We start from the raw sequence: 20,580 nt of genomic DNA on the forward strand, positions 1-20,580 counted from the left end.
CGCACGGTTTTTGCGTATGTGTGCAGGTTGGCACACGCGAGTCGTCGCGCGTGGCTATGCCGATACTCCTCAGGCTCCGCTCAGGCGGGTCCCGATGTTTGGCTGGTCACCGTAGATAATCGTCAATTGGTCCTTCGTAGACTCACACCATCTGCCAGGAGTCGCGAAGAGCCAAAAATGTCCACTAAGTTCGCTAAAACTACCATTGGTCTTGCGCGCCATCAGAAGTCAGCCGTATACTACTACTCACCAAAATACACGATTGGTTCGGCCTTCCGTAGAGCTGGGCCTCTCGGAGAGTACCTACTGGGCACCTGAATCGATGGGAGAAGGAGAGACTGGTATGGAAGCTGTCATTGACGATCGAGCTTACGTGGCCACAGAGGATGAGGGTACAGCCCCGGTGAGGGGCGCGCAGTTGCCGCTTGCAATGGTGAGCGAGGGACAGACCGCAACCGTCCTCAAGGTGCGTGGTAGTCAGGACCTACGCCAGCACCTCTCCGAGATGGGCTTTGTCCCTGGAGCCGAGATTGAGGTCGTGTCGCGCGTGGACGGGGACGTCCTCGTGAGCGTCAAGGGCGCGACCTTTGGCATTGGACGCGAGATGGCGATGCGCGTCGTGACCGCCTAGCCTCGTGACCACCTCATATCGCACCTTGCCACGCCCCAGTAAAAGACTGGCGGCATGACACCGCCCTTGCGTTGCGTGTGGGCTATCCTGCGCTGCGCAGGGATGTCATGGCAATAGGAGGTGCAGTCCTGTTTCGTCGCTGCGGCGGCATGGAGAAGGAAGGCATGGATGGCAACCCTGAAGGATGTGAAGGTCGGACAGAGCGCCACGGTGGCGCGGCTCAGCGGTACCGGCGCAATCAAGCGCAGGATCATGGACATGGGTCTCACCAAGGGCACTCAGGTGCTCGTGCACAAGGTCGCCCCGCTCGGCGACCCCATAGAGGTCACGGTGCGTGGCTATGAGTTGTCGCTGCGCAAGGACGAGGCCGAGTGTATCGAGGTCACGGATGTTGCGAGGGCCTAGGCCCCTGCGCGAAAGGGTATCCCATGACAACTGAGAAACAGAAGCTGAACATAGCCCTTGCCGGCAATCCTAACTGCGGCAAGACGACGCTGTTCAATGAGCTCACCGGCTCGAACGGCTATGTGGGCAATTGGCCGGGCGTCACGGTCGAGAAGAAGATGGCAACCTGGAAGGCTGACAAGAATGTCACGTTTGTTGACCTGCCGGGCATCTATTCGCTCTCGCCCTACTCGCCAGAGGAGGTCGTCTCGCGCGACTACGTGGTGAACGACCGCCCCGACGCCGTGATCAACCTCATCGACGTCACAAATCTTGAGCGGAGCCTCTACCTTACGACCCAGATCCTGGAGGCGGGCTGTCCCGTGGTCGTGGGGCTCAATATGTGCGATCTCCTCAAGGAGCGCGGTGACGTTGTAGACACAAAGAAGCTGTCCCAGATGTTGGGCGTGCCCGTGCTCGAGGTCTCGGCACTGCGCAACACCAACCTCGACGAGCTCGTTAAGTCGGGCATCGAGGCAGCCAAAAAGGGCGATGTCCCCGGCGGCGTGAGCTGCTTCTCATCTGCGGTCGAGGCTGCCCTCGATGCCATCTCCGCCGCGATCAAGGACAAGTGCAAACCCGAGCTTGTGCGCTGGTACTCCATCAAGCTGTTCGAGCGCGATGCGGACGCCATCAAGGCCCTGGGGCTCTCGTCCGACGAGCTTGCCTCACTCGAGGGCCATATCGCCTCAGTCGAGAAAGAGCGCGACGACGACTCTGAGTCCATCATCACCTCCGATCGCTATGACTGGATCGCCACGGTCATGGACGCCTGCGTGAAGAAGGCCCCCAAGACGCTCACGCGCTCGCAGCAGATAGACCGTGTGGTCACCAACCGCGTGCTGGGGCTTCCCATCTTTGTGGGCGTCATGATCCTTGTGTACTGGGTGGCCTTGGTGCTGGTAGGCAAACCGGCAACCGACTGGGTCACCGACAACCTCTTTGGCGACGGCTTCTTCGTGAATGCCCAGTCAGCCCAGCAGTTTGAGGAGGCCGATGACGCCTGGAAGGACAATCACTACAAAGACCAGATCAGCGGCTACATTGCAGCTGCGGAAGACGCAGGCGTAAGTGTCGATGGCGTCCAGGATGCCGTTGACGCGAAGGAACCAACCGACGAGGACAAGGAGACGATCTCCACCTTCGAGGATGCCGCCAGCCAGGCGGGTGTCGTCGCGACTGACGTCCCTGCCACGGACGAGGATGGCAACTTCCTCGATACCGATGGCAACGTCATCTCTCAGGTGGATGCAGACGGCAACCCCGTGCTTGAGGGCGGCCAGCAGCTCCAGGTCGTTGACAAGGTAACGATCGATGACTTCAAGACTGCGCTTGACAGCCCCGAGCCTGACCAGCATGACTACGATGGCTTCGTGGACTCCATCCCGCACGTCGTCTCGGGCTGGCTCACAGGCGCGGGTGCCTCTGACATGGTGCAGTCGCTCGTGGGCGATGGCATCATCAATGGCGTGGGAGCCGTACTGAGCTTCATCCCACAGATCTTCTGTCTCTTCGTTGCCCTCTGCTTCCTTGAGGATTGTGGCTACATGAGCCGCGTTGCCTTTGTTATGGATCGCGTCTTTCGTCGCTTCGGTCTCTCGGGCAAGTCGTTCATCCCCATGATTATCTCATCGGGCTGCGGCGTGCCCGGCGTGCTCGCGACCAAGACCATCGAGAACGAGCGCGATCGCCGCATGACGGCCATGCTCACCACCATGATTCCCTGCTCGGCCAAGTTGCCGATCATCGCGCTTGTGATGGGCGTGCTCGTGGGCGCCGACAACAGTGCCTGGTGGGTGGCTCCCCTGTTCTACTTCATGGGTATCGTTGCCATCATCGTCTCGGCTGTCATGCTCAAGAAGACCAGGCCCTTCGCGGGCGCCCCGGTACCCTTCGTGATGGAGCTGCCCGACTATCACCTTCCCTCCCTCCGCTCCTGGCTCCTGCACGTGTGGGAACGCGTCAGTTCCTACGCCAAGAAGGCTGGCACGATCATCTTCGCGGCTGCCGTGGGCATCTGGTTTCTCTCCAACTTTGGCATCGCCGGCTGGGAGGGCGGATCGGGCGCCTTTGGCTTCTTGCAGGGTATGGAGGGCGTGCCTGACGGCTACATGGACTACTCCATCCTCGCGGGAATAGGCGGAGCGCTCAGCTGGATCTTCATGCCACTCGGCTTTGGGAACTGGCAGGCCACGTCCTCGTCGATCTCGGCCCTGATAGCCAAAGAGAACCTGGTTTCGACCTTTGGTGTGCTCTACGGCCTGGGTGACGCGACCGAGAAGTCCGTCAGCATGTGGCGGGGCTTTGCCGGCATGTTCACTGTGGAGGGTACGCTTCATGTCGGTGCGATGTGCGCCTTTGTGGCCTTCAACATGCTCTGCGCCCCGTGCTTCGCCGCCATGGGCACCATCCGCCGACAGATGGAGTCCGCCAGGTGGACGGCCTTCGCCATCGGTTACGAATGTGTCTTTGGTTGGGTTGTGGGACTGCTCATCAACCAGTTCTACGAGCTGATCGTCTTTGGCAGCTTTGGCTTCTGGACCGTGGTGGCCTTCGTGCTTTGCGCAGCGATGCTTTTCCAGCTCTTCCGTCCCACTCCCAAGTGGAAGGAGAAGGATGACAAGATCCTGGACAGCCTAGCCGGTGCTGGAGATACGGTGTGAGTGCGCCGCACTATCCGTGTGTCGGTCTTGGCCTGCGCTAGCCTGCTAGGTGTCGCCCCGTGCGGGCGGCACCTATCGCAGGTGTGACAAAACTGAGGGGTGCGGGGGTACCTCTCACAAGAGAAAGAGGTTCTGACATGGGCTTTCATCATCAGGCCTGTATTGCCGCCGCAGGGGCGGCAGCCACTGCGGCCGTCGTGAGGCTTGCGCAAAGGGGCGTGCTCCATAGAGGTGCCGTCTCTGTGGCTGCCTGTGGCATCAAGCTTGCCGATGTCGTACGTGCCGAGACGCAGTCCATCATCGATGACGCCAGTGACGTCACTGCCGAGGCCCGCCGCAGGGTGAGGATCGATGCGGCGGTCAAGGAGCGTCTCGCCAAGGAGGAAGGTCGCATCCGCGAAGAGGTGACGGCCGAAATCGACAAGGCTGGTGCTGACGCTTAGGGAGTGGCTCTGCCATGCTGTATGCCATAGTCTCTGACATACCGGGGCGTCTGCGCCTTCGCTGCTCTACGGGAACGCTCGATGACAAGGAGGCATACGGCATCTCGCATGCGCTGTTGCGCCTTGATGGCGTCAGCCATGCGGAGGTGCACGTTGCTAACGCATCCGTACTTGTCGTCTTCGAGCCGAGCTGCCGCCAACGGGTGCTCGATGCGATCGGCATGCTCGATGTGCTTGCTCTTCCACGCGAAGATGGGAGCATTGAGCCCTTCGCTGGCCAGGTAGAGCTTGCCGCCGAGAAGAACCGCTTCATCCTACGGGTCGTGAGGCACGTCGTCTCTCGTTATGCCCGCAAGTGGCTGCTGCCGATGCCCCTGCGCGTTGCTTGGACCGTTCTTATGGGGCTGAGCTACATCGTCAATGGGTTCGGGTATCTGACAAAGGGTAGGCTTACGGTAGAGGTGCTCGATGCCATGGCCATCGGAGCGTCTCTCGCACGAGGGCGCTATTGGGATGCGGATGCCGTGATGTTTTTGCTGGGGCTCTCCAACATCCTCGAGGATCACGTTCAGAGTCGTGCTCATCTCGCCCTCAAGGAGGGCCTGATCACGCGGCCGCAGACGGCCTGGGCTGTCATCGATGGCCAGGACACGCAGGTGTCGATGTCTGAGGTGCGCGAGGGGATGCTATTGCGCATGGGCATGGGCTCGGTCCTTCCGGTGGACGCGACCGTCATCGCCGGTGAGGGGAGCCTCGACGAGGCGTCGCTGACGGGTGAGGCGCGTCTTGTGCACAAGGGCGTGGGCTCGACGGTCTATGCCGGGACGGCGCTCGAGGAAGGCGAGCTCACTGTTCGTGTGACCGCAGCTCCGGGAGAAGCTCGCATCGACAGCATTGCCACTCTCGTCGAGCAGTCAGCGAGTCTCAAGGCCAGTGTGCAGGGCAAGGCAGAGAGGCTCGCGGATTCGCTCGTGCCCCTCAACCTGCTTGCGTTCTTTGCCATCATGGCTATCACGCGCAACGTCGAGAAGGCCATGATCGTCCTCATGGTTGACTACTCCTGTGCGATCAAGCTCTCTACCCCGGTGGCCGTGATGAGCGCGATGGGGGAGGCCTCCGACCTGAGCGTCATCGTGAAGGGCGGCAAGTACCTGGAGGCACTTGCCGCTGCCGACACAGTCGTCTTCGACAAGACGGGAACGCTCACCCATGCGTCTCCCCAGGTCGAGAAGGTGCTTGCCTTCGGTGAGATGGACGAGGCCAGCGTCTTGCGCTATGCCGCTTGCATCGAGGAACACTTCCCGCACAGCATGGCACGCGCCATCGTGCGAGAGGCGCGCCGCCGCCACCTCTCGCATGAGCGTGAGCTGCATGCCAAGGTGCACTACGTGGTCGCCCACGGCATATCGACCCATGTGGGTGGCGACAGGATGATCATTGGGAGCGCCCACTTTGTCTTCGAGGACGAGGGCGTGGAAAAGCCCGACGACTTGGATGAGCGCATTGCACGGGAGGCTCCCAGCTCCTCCGTCGTATATCTTGCGCGTGAGCGGCAGCTCGTCGGAGCTATCTGCATTGCTGACCCGCTGCGCGACGAGGCAAGGGAGGTCATCTCGCGCCTGCGCGGCCTTGGCGTGAGGCGGGTCATCATGCTTACGGGAGACTCCAAGGCTGCCGCTGCCCATGTGGCGAGCGAGCTGGAGCTTGATGACTACCACGCGCAGGTCCTGCCCGAGGACAAGAGCTCCCATATCGATGCGCTCAAGGCCCACGGGCATACCGTCATCATGGTGGGAGATGGCATTAACGACTCGCCCGCCCTCGCCTCGGCCGATGTGTCGGTGGCACTCTCGGATGCAAGCGATATTGCCCGGGCGGTGGCGGACGTTGCCGTGATGGATAACTCGCTTGAGTCCCTGGTCATGATGAGGGTCCTGTCACAACGGCTTATGCGGCGCATCGGCTGGGACTACCGCTTTATCGTAGGCTTCAACTCCCTCCTCATCGTGGGCGGCGTGATGGGCCTCGTGCCTGTGACCACAGCCGCTTATCTGCATAACGGAACGACGCTTGCGGTCGTGGCGCTCAACACGAGAAGACTGCTCAGGAAGAGCGAGACCTAAGACAGGGTGTGTCTTGTGGAGGGTTGGCGAGGCGTCTGACCTGGCTCGAGGATCCGGCGTGCTGTGTTTTTACGGAGGGCACTGTACTAGCGCAGATCCAACGAATAGTACGTTGACACTTGACCTTAAGATATATTTATATTATTATAGATCGCAGGGTGGATTCGCTCGTGTGATGTGCCGCAAATGAACGCAGAACAAATGCAAACCAAACGTAGCCCAAAGGAGTTCACATGAAGCAGAAACTGGGTGTTGCTCTAAGCGTTCTGTTCATCTCAAGCGCATGCTTTGCGATGGGCATGATGGGTGCTTGGGTCGATCCAATCCTAATGCGACAAGACGTGACAAGGGTAGGATCGCAGGGTGCCTCGAAGCTCGCAGGTACTCCTGCGGAGGTGGCGAGCGGATATTCCACGGTGCAGATGGGCACGCACGACGCGAGTCGTGCAGCTGATGTCTCCTCGATCGAGAATGGCCTTGACCCATGGTTGCCCATCGTCGTGGCGCTGTCTGCAGGCGTCATCGTCATCCGGTTATCCTGCATGCGTCAGGATGCGAGCTAACATTACGCGAGAAGATAGTCAAATGGCGAGCAAAGGATGACCAAAGGGCGAGCGCGCCCATGGCCGGCACCTGACGCTCGCGGTCGCGCCGCGCACATGCCACCCTATGCCTCAGATAGCAGCATGCGGTCGTTCGTAAGCTCGCCGCCCGACACCTCCTCGAACTTCTGGAGCAGGTCGGCAACGGTGAGCCTCTGCTTCTCCTCATGAGCGACGTCGTATATGATCTGTCCCTCATGCATCATGATCAGCCGGCTGCCGAGCCGGATGGCGTCATTCATGTTGTGTGTGACCATGAGTGTGGTGAGGTGGTGCTCATCCACCACCTGTTGTGTGAGCGAGAGGACCTTCTTGGCCGTCTTGGGATCGAGCGCCGCCGTGTGCTCGTCAAGTAGGAGCAGCTTGGGCTTCTGAAGCGTTGCCATGAGCAGGGTGAGTGCCTGGCGCTGCCCGCCAGAGAGCAGGCCCACCTTTGACTCAAGACGATCCTCAAGACCGAGGTCAAGGGAGGCGAGCCTCTTGGCGTACCCTGCGCGCTCCTCTTTTCCTATACCCCAGGAGAGTCCCCGGTGCTCGCCCCGGCGCTTGGCAAGGGCGAGGTTCTCGTCGATCTGCATGTCGGCGGCTGTGCCGCGCATGGGATCCTGGAAGACGCGGCCCAGGTAGCGTGAGCGCCTGTGCTCTGGAAGTTGGCTGATGTCGATGCCGTCGAGCTCTATCGTGCCGGCGTCAAGCGGGTAGACGCCGGCGATCATATTGAGCATCGTGGACTTTCCCGCGCCGTTGCCACCGATGATGGTCACGAACTCGCCATCCTCAAGAGTGAGGTTGACAGTGGTGAGTGCGGGCTTCTCGCTCGCGGTTCCCCTGTTGAAGGTCTTGGAGACCCTGCTCAGCGTGAGCATCAGCGCTCGCCTCCCTTCGCGGTATCGTCAGGCAGGGCGCTCGCGGCGTTGTCCCTCTTGTAAGAGCGCCTGAGCTGGTGGCGCTCAAGCACCACGGGCGTGGCCAACGCCAGCGCGACGATGGCGGCCGAGAGCAGCTTCATGTCGTTGGCGTCAAGGCCCATCTGCAAGACGACGGCGCGGACGATAAAGTAGACCACCGATCCCACGACGACCGAGACGAGGCGGCTGCCAAAGGCCGTGAGCTTGCCAGGGGTAAGCCTGCCGAGTACCTCCCCGATAACGATGGCGGCGAGGCCAATGACGATGGCGCCCGTGCCCATGCCGATATCGGCGTACTTCTGGCTCTGGCAGATGAGGGCGCCCGACATGCCGACGAGGCCATTGGAGAGCGCCAGCGCGATCACCTTGGTCACGCGAACGTCTATGCCCAAGGCACGGCACATGTCCTCGTTATTGCCCGTCGCACGCAGCGCGCTTCCGATCTCGGTACCAAAGAACCAGTACATGGCGACGATGATCACGAGTGCGAGAACGATGCCGATGGCGAGCGTCGCGATGGTCTGCGTGAGGTTGAGAAGCGAGGCGACGCGCGTGAAGATGGTGTCCGCGTTCAGAAGCGGTGTGTTCGACTTGCCCATGATACGCAAGTTGACGGACCAGAGCGATATCTGGGTGAGGATTCCCGCAAGGATGGCGGGGATGTCAAACAGCACATGGAGCAGTCCCGTCACGAGCCCCGCGACGATCCCCGCAAGGGTTCCGAGCAGGATGGCGACGATGGGGTCAAGACCTAAGCCAACAGAGGCCACAGCCGCGACGCTACCACCCAAGGCGAAGCTGCCGTCGACGGTCAGATCTGCGATATCGAGCATCCTGAAGGTGACGAAGACCCCAAGTACCATGATGCCCCAGAGAATTCCCTGGGAGGCGGCTCCCAAGAGGGCAAGCTGCATGAGATTCCTCCAATGGACGGCAGACTCTACGAACGTGCGGTAGGCGGTGTGCGGCGTGTGCCAAAACGCCCCCGGCACACGCTACACAAAAGGCCCCCTGCACGTCAAGGCACGGGGCTCAGGGTGATTAGCTGTTGAGGACCGAGAGGTCGATACCAAGCTTTTTTGCCGTCTCCTCGTTGGTCTTGAGCGTGCACTTGCTGGCGTCAAGATGCTCGATAGCCATGTCAGCGGGCTTGGACTCACCTTTCAGGATCTTTACGGCCATCTGACCCGCTAGCTTGCCGAGCTCCTCGTAGTTTATGCCATAGGTGGCCAGGCCCCCGTTGTCGACCATGCCCTCCTCGCCACAGATGGTGGGAAGCTTGTTATCGTTGGCGATCATGGTGACGGTGGTCATGCCTGCAGCGATGGTGTTGTCAGTGGGAGTGTAGACGACATCCACCTTGCCGACCATGGACTCGACGACCTGCTGGATCTCGTTTGAGCTCGAGACGGAGTAGCGGACGAGCTTCAAGCCGTGGTTGGCGGCCGCCTGATCGGCAAGCTTGACCTGTACGTCCGAGTTGGACTCGGCGGTGCAATAGAGCACGCCCACGGTCTTGGCCTGGGGAAGGAGCTTTACGAGCAGGTCGAACTGGTCCGCGACGGGGGTGAGGTCAGAGGAGCCGGTGACGTTCTTGCCGGGCTTGTCGTTGCTCTGGACAAGGCCAGCCGACGCGAAGTCGGTGATGGCGGTGCCGACGATGGGGATCTCGTCGGTGGCGCCGGCGACGGCCTGGGCGGCGGGTGTCGCGATCGCGAGGATGAGGTCATTACCATCGTTCACGAGCTTGTGGGCGATCGTCTGACAGGCAGACTGATCGTTCTGGGCGTTTTGCTGATCGATGTTGTAGGTGATGCCGGCTTCGTCGAGCGCATCGACAAAGCCCTTGTTGGAGGCGTCGAGCGCGGGGTGCTCGGTGAGCTGCAGCACGCCTATCTTGCGGGAGCCTCCCCCCTGCCCCTGTGAGCCGGAGCCGCCGCCGGTGCAGGCGGAAAGGCCTGCGGGGACGATGCTGAGGGCCGACAGGCCACCCAAAAGCTTGAGGATGGCGCGGCGAGTGAGCGTAGCGTTCATGGCGTGGACTCCTTGTACTATACGAGGCTGCAAGACGAATTTCCTGATTGTAGTACCATATAGTTCCACCATATAGTTTCGCCGGCTTGTGAGGGGGGAGGGCCTCCAACTGCTTACAGAATTGTAACTACGGTTCAGGATGATGCCCGTCTAACGTGTGCCGGTCAGGACAGATGCGGGACCGCAGGGCAAGAGGGGCTCCCGCCATATTTGCGGCAGCTTGTCAAAGCAGAGGTCGTGCCGGTAGGGGACCTGTCGCGAAATACGACCGTCGGCACACAAATGTGCTACCGGCTACCGGTTATCTCAAGAGGGGAGGTTTGTTACGAGTAGATTGCGCTATACTTACCATGTAGGGAGTGCGTCGAGGACGTGCTGGCCGTAGGGGGAATGGACCTGCACTGGATTGCCCATCAAGTGGTTCCATCAGATCGGCTGGCGGACTGCGCCACGTTTCAAAGGAGAGGAAAAATGAAGAGAAAATTCAAGTCGATGGATGGCAACGAGGCCGCCGCGTGGGTCTCGTATGCCTACACCGAGGTAGCGGGAATCTACCCGATCACGCCATCAAGCCCGATGGCCGATCACGTGGATCAGTGGGCGGCGCATGGGCTCAAGAACATCTTCGGCACGCCCGTCAAGGTCGTCGAGATGCAGTCTGAGGGTGGTGCCTCCGGGACCGTCCATGGCTCGTTGGGCTCTGGTGCCCTCACGTCGACCTACACGGCCTCGCAGGGGCTGCTGCTCATGATTCCCAACATGTACAAGATAGCCGCCGAGGGTCTTCCCGGTGTCTTCCACGTGTCCGCGCGTACGGTGGCGACCCAGGCCCTCAACATCTTTGGCGATCACTCCGACGTCATGGCCTGCCGCCAGACCGGCTTCGCCATGTTGGCGGAGGGCAACGTCCAAGAGGTCATGGATCTCTCGCCTGTCGCACACCTCTCGGCCATCAGCGGTGGCGTGCCCTTCATCAACTTCTTCGACGGCTTTCGGACTTCCCACGAGATCCAGAAGGTTGCCGTCTGGGACTTCGACGATCTCGGCGACATGTGCGACATGGACGCTGTGCAGGCGTTCCGTGACCACGCACTCAACCCCGAGCACCCCCACGCCCGTGGCTCACACGAGAATGGCGACATCTTCTTCCAGCACCGCGAGGCCTGTAACTCGATGTACGATAAGCTTCCCGCCATCGTCGAGAGCTACATGGACAAGATCAACGCCAAGTTGGGCAGTAGCTACCACCTGTTCGACTACTATGGGGCTAAGGATGCCGATCGCGTCGTCATCTGCATGGGTTCCTTCTGCGATACGCTTGAGGAGGCCATCGACTACCTGAACGCCCATGGCGAGAAGGTCGGCTTGGTGAAGGTCCGCCTGTACCGTCCCTTCTCCGTTGAGCATTTCGTGAAGGCACTTCCCCAGACGGTCAAGAAGATCGCCGTCCTCGACCGCACCAAGGAGCCCGGCTCCATCGGCGAGCCGCTGTACCAGGATGTCGTGAACGCCCTCTTTGAGGTCGGACGCCCGGACATCAAGGTCGTCGGCGGTCGCTACGGTCTCGGTTCCAAGGACACCACGCCCGCTGATGCCTTCGCAGTCTATACCGAGCTCAAGAAGGACAATCCCAAGCGCGAGTTCACCATCGGCATCGTGGACGACGTCACGAACCTCTCGCTTCCGCGCGACGAGAACGCTCCCAACACCTCCGCCCCCGGCACTATCGAGTGCAAGTTCTGGGGCCTTGGTGGCGACGGCACCGTGGGTGCGAACAAGAACTCCATCAAGATCATCGGCGACCACACCGACAAGTATGTGCAGGCGTACTTCCAGTACGACTCAAAGAAGACCGGTGGCGTCACGGTCAGTCACCTGCGCTTTGGTGACTCGCCCATCCGCTCCCCCTACTACGTCACGCGGGCGGATTTCGTGGCCTGCCACAATCCGTCCTACATAACCAAGGGCTTCAAGATGGTGCGCGACGTCAAGCCCGGTGGCTCCTTCCTCGTGAACTGCCAGTGGAGTGACGAGGAGTTCGCTAACCACTTCCCTGCGGTCGCTAAGCGCTATGTTGCCCAGAACAACATCAACGTCTACCTTATCGATGCCATTGACCTCGCCGAGAAGGTCGGCATGGGCAAGCGCACGAACACCGTGCTTCAGTCCGCGTTCTTCGCCCTGGCCAAGGTGCTTCCCGCCGAGGAGGCCCTCTCGTACATGAAGAAGGCGGCCGAGAAGTCCTACGCCAAGAAGGGTCAGGCCGTCGTCGAGTCCAACTGGAAGGCCATCGACGCGGGTGCCACCGCCTTCCACAAGCTCGAGATTCCTGCCGACTGGGCCAACGCCACCGATGACACCAAGCCTGTCGTGCTCGAGGGTCGTGAGGCGCTTGTTAAGCAGGTCAGGGAGCTGCTTGGTCCCATCAATCTGATGGATGGCGACAGCCTGCCGGTCTCGGCCTTCAAGAACAACCCCGATGGCCAGTGGGAGCTTGGTGCCTCTGCCTACGAGAAGCGTGGTACCGCCGTCATCGTCCCGCATTGGGACGAGACCAAGTGCATCCAGTGCAACCAGTGCAGCTATGTGTGCCCGCACGCCACGATTCGCCCGATTGCAATGGACGCCAAGGAGGCTGCTGCCGCCCCTGAGAACATGCGCATGGTGGATCTCAAGCTTCCCAAGAACAGCGGATACAAGTTTACCATCGCCGTGTCTCCGCTCGATTGCATGGGCTGCACCAACTGCGCTTACATCTGCCCCGTTGACGCTTTGACCATGGTACCGCAGGCCGAGGAGGCCGATCAGGCCGAGGTCTGGGACTACGCCGTCAACAAGGTCGGAGAGAAGAAGGAGCTGCAGTCCGATAAGACGGTCAAGGGCTCGCAGTTCTATAAGCCGCTGCTCGAGTTCTCGGGCTCCTGCGCCGGTTGCGCCGAGACGAGCTATGCGCGCCTCGTGACTCAGCTCTTTGGCAACCGCATGTACATCTCCAACGCTACCGGCTGCTCCTCCATCTGGGGTAACCCCGCTGTGACCGCGCCGTACACCTGCAACGCAGAGGGCCACGGTCCTGCGTGGAACAACTCCCTGTTCGAGGACAACGCCGAGCATGGTTATGGCCTTGCCGTTGGCTATGAGGCCGTTCAAAACAAGCTTGTTGCCGAGACCGAGGCGCTCATGGCCTCCGATGGCGTAAGCGAGGACTTCAAGGCGGCTGCGCAAGCCTGGATAGACTCCAGGGGCAAGGCGGGCGACTCCGAGGTTACCGCTGAGGCGTACTCTCGCCAGCTTGAGCAGCTTGGAACGCCCGAGGCCAAGAGGATCCTGGCTGACAAGCCTTACATGAGCAAGAAGTCCTTCTGGATCTTTGGAGGCGACGGCTGGGCCTACGACATCGGTTTCGGTGGCCTGGATCACGTCCTCGCCTCTGGCGATGACGTCAACGTCTTCGTCTTTGACACCGAGGTCTACTCCAATACGGGAGGCCAGGCATCCAAGGCCTCTCGTCTGGGACAGGTCGCGCAGTTTGCCGCCGCAGGCAAGAAGGTCAAGCAGAAGTCCCTGGGCGAGATCGCGATGTCCTACGGTTACGTGTACGTGGCGCAGGTTGCCATGGGTGCCAACCCCATGCAGACGCTTAAGGCCATCGCCGAGGCAGAGGCCTATCCCGGACCGTCGCTGATCATCGGCTACAGCCCCTGCGAGATGCACTCCATTAAGAAGGGCGGCATGCAGCACTGCCAGCTCGAGATGAAGCGGGCCGTCGACTGCGGCTACTGGAACCTCTACCGCTTTAACCCTGCTGCGCCCAAGGGCAAGAGGTTCATACTTGACTCGAAGGCGCCAAAGGGCGGCTACCAGGAGTTCCTGATGAACGAGGCTCGCTACGCCAGTCTGAAGAGCGCCTTCCCCGATCGTGCGGATGTGCTCTTTGCCGAGAACGAGCAGGCTGCTATGGAGCGCTACGAGCATCTTCTCAAGCTCAAGGAGCTTTACTCCGAGGCAGCGCCGCTCGGCAGCAAGGTGGGTACTGCTCCTGCAGCATAGGGGTAGTACTAGTGCTGTCCGGTAGCGTCAGGCGCAGCGGCGCCTAACGGGCACATGGTAACGATGCCTGACGGGTGCTTGTGTGGTCCAAGGGAGGCAGGTCTCGCAGAACGCGGGGCCTGCCTTTGTCGTTATCCTGAAGCTGAGAGCCTCCCCGGGAGCCTTCCTGAGAACCTCTCCGGGAGCCTCCAAGATTGAGGTCGCACTGCCACTCGGTACGCTCGACACCGAGTGGCAGTGTGGGATGCGCCGCCCGGTACGTTCACCGCCGAGTGGCAGTGGGGTCTACACTGCCACTCGCACTTGAACGTACCATCCCGTACGTTCACCACCGAGTGGCAGTGTGGGATGCGCCGCCCGGTACGTTCACCGCCGAGTGGCAGTGTGAGACGCACTGCCACTCGGCCCTGATCGTACCGGACGCACTGCCACTCGCCCTTGGGCGTACTAATACGGTACGCTCGACACCGAGTGGCAGTGGGGTCTACACTGCCACTCGCACTTGAACGTACCATCCCGTACGTTCACCACCGAGTGGCAGTGAACAGCGCGTTGCCCGGTACGCTCGATGCCGAGTGGCAGTGTGGGATGCGCCGCCCGGTACGTTCACCGCCGAGTGGCAGTGAGGACGCGCCTCCCGCCTCGCGCCTCTTGCGTCGATCCGCCGAAGTTACTGTCGGCGCTCTAGGCCCGTACGAGGTTCGTGGGTTCGCGTCCCTCTATGAGTAGCTCTATCACGGCGTCGAGCCCAAGGCGGATAAGTGCGCTGTTGGCCTCGCGCGAGACGTAGGCCGCGTGTGGGGTGACCAGGCAGTGTGGGTGACCCGTCAGGCGGGTATCTGGCTCTCTCTCGTTTGCGAGCACGTCGAGAGCCGCCGCGCGTATCGCGCCTGCGTCTAAGGCGTCTATCAGCGCAGCTTCGTCCACCACGGGGCCGCGCGAGGTGTTGACGAGAAACGCGGTCGGCTTCATGAGCGCGAGCTCGTCCGCGCCGATGAGGCCTCGCGTCTCGGGAAGGAGCGGGCAGTGCAGGCTCACCACATCGGAGGCTCCAAGTAGCTCGGCGAGGGTCGCGGCCTTCTTGCAGCCTACTGCGGCCAGCTCATCTGCACTCTTGGTAGGAGCCCAGACGAGAACGCGCATGCCCAGAGCGCGTGCGAGCGGCACCACCCTCCTCGCGATGTTACCAAAGAACACGAGCCCCATGATCTGGCCCTGTGGGCGACGCATCTCGTAGCCAAGGTGGGGGTTCCACGTGCCCGCCAGTACAGTACGGTTGGAGAAGGTCGTCTGGCGCATGAGGTCAAGGGTTAGGGCCATCGTGTGAAGGGCGACATCCTCGGCGCAGTAGCCCGGGCAGTTGCTCACGAGCACGCCTCGCTTTGCGAGGCCTTTGACGTCCACGTGGTTGAGCCCTATGGAGAGGCTCGCGACAAGCCTCGTACCGGCGTTTGCGATGATATCAACTTCGTCCTTGAGCACAGGCATGAGCTCACCTAAGATAGCCTCATAGCCCACGATTTCATCTGCCCGTGGGCTGGTCAGGGGCTCGTGTGCGATACCGGTGAGCAAGAGCGTATCCAAGAGACCCCTCTGCGCGAGGTAGTCTCTCGCGATCTCTGTCGAGCCGTCAATCGTGTAGAGCAAGACCCTGTGTGCCATGCCCCGCCTCCTCTCGTCTGCCCCTGCGCCCCCATGATACGCCGCTTGGGCGCTGCACGGAGCCTCGCTGAGCGGAGCTTCTAATCATCGTGCGGAGTTGCGTCCCTCCATCGACCACCGTTATGTCTACGGTCTACACTCGACAGGACAGATCGAGTACGCAAGGAGTCGCATGCCCAGCTACAATGAGTTCGTATCCAACTTGTTTACCATGGAGCCGATCGCTCCTGCCGCCACCCCGGCGTCACGGCCCGTGACGCACCATGGGGCACAGCAGCCCTTGGCAGGGGAGCAGCCTGATGAGCGGTCCGTCTCGGCAGGGGCTACGATCGACCTCGACAGCCTGAATCCTGCCCAGCGCGAGGCGGTGCAGACGACCTCTGGTCCGCTTCTGGTGCTCGCCGGGGCCGGTTCGGGCAAGACCCGCGTGCTGACCTATCGCATCGCACACATGATCGCAGATGAGGGCGTGCATCCCTGGCAGGTGCTTGCCATCACCTTTACCAACAAGGCGGCAGCCGAGATGCGCGAGCGCTTGGGTGCGCTACTTCCTGGCGGTACGCGTGGCATGTGGGTCTGCACCTTCCACGCCATGTGCGTGAGGATGCTGCGTGAGGACGGCGAGCGCGTGGGCTATCCCCCAAACTTCACGATCTATGATGATGATGACTCAAGGCGCTTGGTCAAGACCATCATGGGCGATCTTGACATCGATCCTAAGCAGAGCCCGCTGCCAGCCATCCGCTCCATGATCAGCCAGGCCAAAAACGCGCTCGTGTTCCCAGACGAGTTCGACGCCCAGGCCTCGTCTGCCCAGCAGCATGCCGCCGCCCGGGTCTACCGCGTGCTGCAGCGTCGCCTTGAGCGTGCCAACGCCATGGACTTCGATGACCTACTCACCAAACTGTTCGAGCTCCTCTCCAAGTACCCGGAGGTGCTCGATCGCTACCAGGAGCGCTTTCGCCAGATAAGCGTCGACGAGTACCAGGATACCAATGCCGTTCAGTACGCGATCGCCAACCTGCTTGCGCGCAAGCACCGCAACCTCATGGTCGTGGGTGACGATGACCAGTCCATCTACAGTTGGCGTGGTGCCGACATCAAGAACATCCTGAGCTTTCGCAAGGACTACCCAGACGCCACGGTCGTGAAGCTTGAGCAGAACTATCGCTCGTTTGGCCACATCCTCAATGCCGCGAACGCCGTGGTGCGGCACAACTCGCGCCGCGAGAGAAAGCGCCTGTTTACCGACCGTGGAGATGGCGAGCAGATCAAGCTCTTCCAGGCGGCAGACGAGCGCGACGAAGGGCGCTGGATCGGCGCCGAGATCGAGAAGCTGCATGACGCAGGCACGAGCTACGACGATGTCGCCGTGTTCTATCGTACGAACGCCCAGTCCCGTACGCTTGAGGACATGTTCCTGCGTGCGGGTGTGCCCTACAGAATAGTCGGTGGCACGCGCTTCTTCGATCGTGCGGAGATACGCGATGTGGTCGCCTACCTCAAGCTGGTCGTGAACCCAGGCGACGACGTGAGTGCCCTGCGCGTGGTCAACACGCCCAGACGCGGTGTCGGCACGACGAGCGTGCGTGCCGTCCAGGCCTACGCGGCCGAGATGGGTCTGTCCTTTCTCGAGGCGGCGGCGTCCTGTGCGCGCGAGCCAGGGATCGTCGGCCCAAAGGCACGACGCGGTCTTGCCGAGTTCACGGATGTCATCGAGTCGGCGCGGCGCTACGCAGGAGAGCTCTCCCGTGTGATCGAGGCCATCGTGGACAAGGCCGGCATCATCCGCGTCTACGAGGCGGAGCAGAGCGTCGATGCAGACGGTCGCATCGAGAACGTACGTGAGTTCTTCTCCGTGGCGCAGGAGTTCGACGAGACTCACGACGACGCAACCGAGACCCTAGAGAGCCTCAGGCAACTTCGCGCTGCCGGTATGCTGGGCGTGGGGGGAGGTGGCGATGGGGCTACAGATGTGGCTGTGCTCGAGGTAGCTGGTGAGCGGGTGGACGAGGCGGAAGTCGAGCCTTCCGGGGGCTCTGAGGTCGCAGCTGGGGCCGTTGCCGCAACCGCAGCCGGAGCTCCTGACGTGGCCGCAGAGAAGCTGCCCGCCTTCCTTGAGTGGCTTGCCCTGCGCTCCGACCTCGACTCCCTGGACGGCCAGACGAGCGCCGTCACGATGATGACCGTGCACTCCGCCAAGGGCCTGGAGTTTCCCGTCGTCTTCGTCTCGGGTATGGAGGAGGGCATCTTTCCGCATCACGGGGACAGGCAGGAGGACCCCGCACGCATCGAGGAGGAGCGCAGGCTTGCCTATGTGGCCATCACGCGAGCACGGGAGAGGCTCTACCTCACCTATGCTTCGACGCGTCACCTCTTTGGCACGGTGCAGAACAACCCGCGCAGCCGCTTTTTGGACGAGATACCCGAGAAGGACGTGCATGCCATCGGTGTCGGCTCGTCCGACTTCTCGGGCGTGGGGTGGGAAAAGCGGGGAGACCGCCATGGCACCTACGGCTCGGGCCGTGGCTCGGAGGTCTACGGTGGCAGGGTGTTTGGCTCGCATACGCGCTCCACGGGCGTACGGAGCGCTCACTCTCGTCCGTCTCCTGCCAAGAGGGACGAGAGTGGGACAAAGGAGAACTTCGCGGTGGGAGACAGGGTGTCACACAAGACTTTCGGCCCAGGGGTCGTGAGAGCCGCATCGGGCGACACGATAGAGGTCCTCTTCTCGCGCACGGGCAAGGTGAAGAGGCTCCTAAAGAGCTTTGCGCCCATCGTCAAGATCGAGGGGTAGGGAGAAGTATGGATAGAAGATCATCGCACTCGACATTCGGGTTTCCGAGGGGAAGGGCAGCGCACGCCGCCGTGACGACTGCCTTCGTGCTCGTCTGGGCCATCGTGATGGGTGCGCTCGGCAAGGACGATCCGCTCATGCAGCCGCCGCAACGGGAGGGGGTGGGTCTCCAGCTGATCCCGGTCGATCTCAGGGTGAGCGTAGTCTCCCTGCTGCTCTGGGTTATCGCGCTGCTTGCGCTGTCGTATGTGGTGGGCAAGCGACCTCGGCTGCTCATCTTGAGTTGGCAGGCGCTCGCCGTCCCCGTCATCTGCGCGCTCGTGCTCACCTTGGAGCCCTGGGAGTCGCTGAGATGGCAAGCTGTCGAGTTCTTCTTGGGTCCCAACGGACGTCCGGCTCCGGCGCTGGTCTCTCTGCTGATCATGCTGTTGTATGACATTGCCCGGTTCCTGCTCAAGCCACTCTGCGTGATGGTCGGGCTCTGGCTCACCACCTGCGTCGGCGATGGTGAGCGTCCCCGTCCGGCGTCCCTTGCCTGGGGCAGGCTGCTTGGCGTCAGCATCGGCTGCGGAATCCTGTCGTTCGTGCTCACCGGCCTGCTCGAGATGGTCATCCCCATCTCCTTGAAAGCCGTTCAGTCCATGATCGTGCAGGCCATGTCCAACGGCAGTGACATTCCCGTGCGCCTTGCCATCTGGCAGGACATGCTGGTACAGCTCGTGTCCGTGCTTGCTGTCGTGCCCGCCCTCTGCGTCTCGCCGCTCAAGGCAAAGACAGAGGAGGCAGAGGAGCCTGAGGAGGCGTACTTGGAGTAGCGCGCCTCGGTGCCTCGGTACCTCAGGTCCTCAGGAGCGTGGGGTCACAAGACCCTGAGGGGCCGGGCGCAGGCGGCACGTCGCGCCAGCTGCGCCCGGCCCTGTGACCTCAGTCGGCGTGTTTATCTCCCTGCTTGGGAGATGTTCTCTCGTGCCGTTTGGACAGACGTCCAGCCCTGCGTAGGGCGTCTCGTAGGATGAACTCCACCTGGGCGTTGGCGCTGCGCATCTCATCCTTGGCCCAAAGCTCGACGGCCTCCCAGATCGCGGGGTCTATGCGCAGCGGGTACTGCTTTCGTGCGGCCATGTCCGCCTACCCCCGTCATCGGGATCTCTTATTGATAGAGCGAGCTGGTGTTGAGGACGGGCTGCGCCTCTGACTCGCCGCAGAGCACCACCATGAGGTTTGAGGCCATCACGGCCTTACGGTCTTCGTCAAACTCTACGATGCCGTCGTCGGAGAGCTGCGAGAGGGCCATGTCCACCATGCTCACGGCGCCCTCGACTATCTTCTTGCGTGCCGCGATAACGGCGTCGGCCTGCTGGCGGCGCAGCATCACCTGGGCGATCTCGGGCGCGTAGGCCAGGTGGGTGAGACGGGCATCCTCAATGGCGACGCCAGCGACCGAGAGCTTGCGCGTGAGCTCGAGCTTCAGCGCCTCCGAGACCTCCTCGATGTTGGAGCGTAGCGTGATCGTGGTCGATGAGTCGTCGTCATCCTCCAGGTGGTCGTAGGCGTAGATGCTTGCCACGTGGCGCAGCGCGGTCTCCACCTGCATGGACACGTAGCCCTCGTAGTCGTCCACGTCAAAGATGGCTTTAGCGGTGTCTGCGACGCGCCACACGACGACGGTCGCTATCTCTATGGGGTTGCCCATCTTGTCGTTGACCTTGATGCGCTCGCCCTCGTGTGTGCGGGCGCGCAGCGAGATCTTGGACACATGCGAGCGTCCGCTTGCGGTCGGCAGCCCCGTGAGCGCCGACTTCGTCAGTAGTGCGCCTGCGGGATCGTCCGGAGCGCTCGTCCTGCCAAGGGAGCGGGCGTAGAAGGGGTTCGCCCAGTGAAGCCCATCATCGCGTACCGTCCCCACGTACTTGCCAAAGAGCACGCAGACGCGTGCCTGGCCCGGTTGCAGGGTAAAGAAGCCGTTACTGACAATAATAGCGACAACGAGGAGCAACACACTTCCAAAAAGGGTCAAAAGGGATACCGCAAACAGGCCCACCTCTGCCTCGTTTGACAGGCTTATGGTCGAGCTGACCATGAGCTCTATGGACACTGCGTAGAGCAGTACGTCCACGATGATCATCATCCATCCGGACTTGGCGTGTGCCTTCTTCTCGGTGCAGCTCGTCTGTGTGCTCATCTTGATCTCCTTCTTTGCGAGGGGCCGCCTCCCCTGTGGAG

15 protein-coding genes are annotated in these 20,580 nt (G+C 61.6%); 9 read left to right on the plus strand and 6 right to left on the minus strand.

The window, feature by feature from the left end:
• Positions 1–343 precede the first annotated feature (343 nt).
• The 6 genes from ADJ70_RS01020 to ADJ70_RS01045 all read left to right on the plus strand — a co-directional run bounded on the left by ADJ70_RS01020 (position 344) and on the right by ADJ70_RS01045 (position 6,867).
• Positions 344–631 (plus strand): FeoA family protein, encoded by a 288-nt coding sequence (locus ADJ70_RS01020; protein ID WP_050342731.1) that lies wholly within the window; start codon positions 344–346, stop codon positions 629–631.
• Between the two features lie 168 nt (positions 632–799).
• Positions 800–1,036, plus strand: a complete 237-nt coding sequence (locus ADJ70_RS01025) for a FeoA family protein (protein ID WP_050342732.1) — start codon at positions 800–802, stop codon at positions 1,034–1,036.
• A gap of 23 nt (positions 1,037–1,059) precedes the next feature.
• Positions 1,060–3,738, plus strand: a complete 2,679-nt coding sequence (locus ADJ70_RS01030; protein WP_050342734.1) for a ferrous iron transporter B — start codon at positions 1,060–1,062, stop codon at positions 3,736–3,738.
• A gap of 137 nt (positions 3,739–3,875) precedes the next feature.
• Positions 3,876–4,181: a hypothetical protein gene (locus ADJ70_RS01035; RefSeq protein ID WP_050342740.1), complete on the plus strand. Its 306-nt coding sequence runs from the start codon at positions 3,876–3,878 to the stop codon at positions 4,179–4,181.
• 14 nt (positions 4,182–4,195) lie between these two features.
• Positions 4,196–6,304 (plus strand): heavy metal translocating P-type ATPase, encoded by a 2,109-nt coding sequence (locus ADJ70_RS01040; RefSeq protein WP_050342742.1) that lies wholly within the window; start codon positions 4,196–4,198, stop codon positions 6,302–6,304.
• A gap of 233 nt (positions 6,305–6,537) precedes the next feature.
• The gene (locus ADJ70_RS01045) at positions 6,538–6,867 is read left to right on the plus strand and encodes a hypothetical protein (RefSeq protein WP_050342743.1); all 330 of its coding nucleotides are present in this window, start codon (positions 6,538–6,540) and stop codon (positions 6,865–6,867) included.
• 104 nt (positions 6,868–6,971) lie between these two features.
• Here ADJ70_RS01045 and ADJ70_RS01050 read toward each other — a convergent pair whose 3' ends face one another.
• The 3 genes from ADJ70_RS01050 to ADJ70_RS01060 all read right to left on the minus strand — a co-directional run bounded on the left by ADJ70_RS01050 (position 6,972) and on the right by ADJ70_RS01060 (position 9,848).
• Positions 6,972–7,772: an ABC transporter ATP-binding protein gene (locus ADJ70_RS01050; protein WP_050342745.1), complete on the minus strand. Its 801-nt coding sequence runs from the start codon at positions 7,770–7,772 to the stop codon at positions 6,972–6,974.
• Positions 7,772–8,728, minus strand: a complete 957-nt coding sequence (locus ADJ70_RS01055) for an ABC transporter permease (RefSeq protein WP_050342749.1) — start codon at positions 8,726–8,728, stop codon at positions 7,772–7,774. The genes ADJ70_RS01050 and ADJ70_RS01055 overlap by 1 nt, the downstream gene beginning before the upstream one ends.
• Positions 8,729–8,855: 127 nt before the next feature.
• Complete coding sequence (locus ADJ70_RS01060) at positions 8,856–9,848, minus strand: ABC transporter substrate-binding protein (protein ID WP_050342751.1); 993 nt, start codon at positions 9,846–9,848, stop codon at positions 8,856–8,858.
• Between the two features lie 471 nt (positions 9,849–10,319).
• Between ADJ70_RS01060 and nifJ the strand changes: the two genes are divergently transcribed.
• Positions 10,320–13,898, plus strand: coding sequence for a pyruvate:ferredoxin (flavodoxin) oxidoreductase (nifJ, locus tag ADJ70_RS01065; protein ID WP_050342753.1), 3,579 nt, complete (start codon positions 10,320–10,322; stop codon positions 13,896–13,898).
• 684 nt (positions 13,899–14,582) lie between these two features.
• Here nifJ and ADJ70_RS01070 read toward each other — a convergent pair.
• Entirely contained in the window at positions 14,583–15,560 is a 978-nt protein-coding gene (locus ADJ70_RS01070) for an NAD(P)-dependent oxidoreductase (protein WP_050342755.1), read from the minus strand.
• A 172-nt stretch (positions 15,561–15,732) separates the two neighbouring features.
• Here ADJ70_RS01070 and ADJ70_RS01075 point away from each other — a divergent pair, with 172 nt between their 5' ends.
• Positions 15,733–18,357, plus strand: a complete 2,625-nt coding sequence (locus tag ADJ70_RS01075; protein WP_083443715.1) for an ATP-dependent helicase — start codon at positions 15,733–15,735, stop codon at positions 18,355–18,357.
• Between the two features lie 8 nt (positions 18,358–18,365).
• The gene (locus tag ADJ70_RS01080) at positions 18,366–19,172 is read left to right on the plus strand and encodes a hypothetical protein (protein ID WP_157051334.1); all 807 of its coding nucleotides are present in this window, start codon (positions 18,366–18,368) and stop codon (positions 19,170–19,172) included.
• Positions 19,173–19,281: 109 nt separating this feature from the next.
• Here ADJ70_RS01080 and ADJ70_RS01085 read toward each other — a convergent pair whose 3' ends face one another.
• On the minus strand, positions 19,282–19,479 hold the full coding sequence (locus ADJ70_RS01085; RefSeq protein ID WP_050342757.1) for a hypothetical protein: 198 nt from the start codon (positions 19,477–19,479) through the stop codon (positions 19,282–19,284).
• A gap of 28 nt (positions 19,480–19,507) precedes the next feature.
• Positions 19,508–20,539: an SPFH domain-containing protein gene (locus ADJ70_RS01090; protein ID WP_050342759.1), complete on the minus strand. Its 1,032-nt coding sequence runs from the start codon at positions 20,537–20,539 to the stop codon at positions 19,508–19,510.
• Between the last annotated feature and the right edge of the window lie 41 nt (positions 20,540–20,580).

Origin of the sequence: Olsenella sp. oral taxon 807, from assembly GCF_001189515.2 — a bacterium.
Lineage (GTDB): Bacteria > Actinomycetota > Coriobacteriia > Coriobacteriales > Atopobiaceae > Olsenella_F.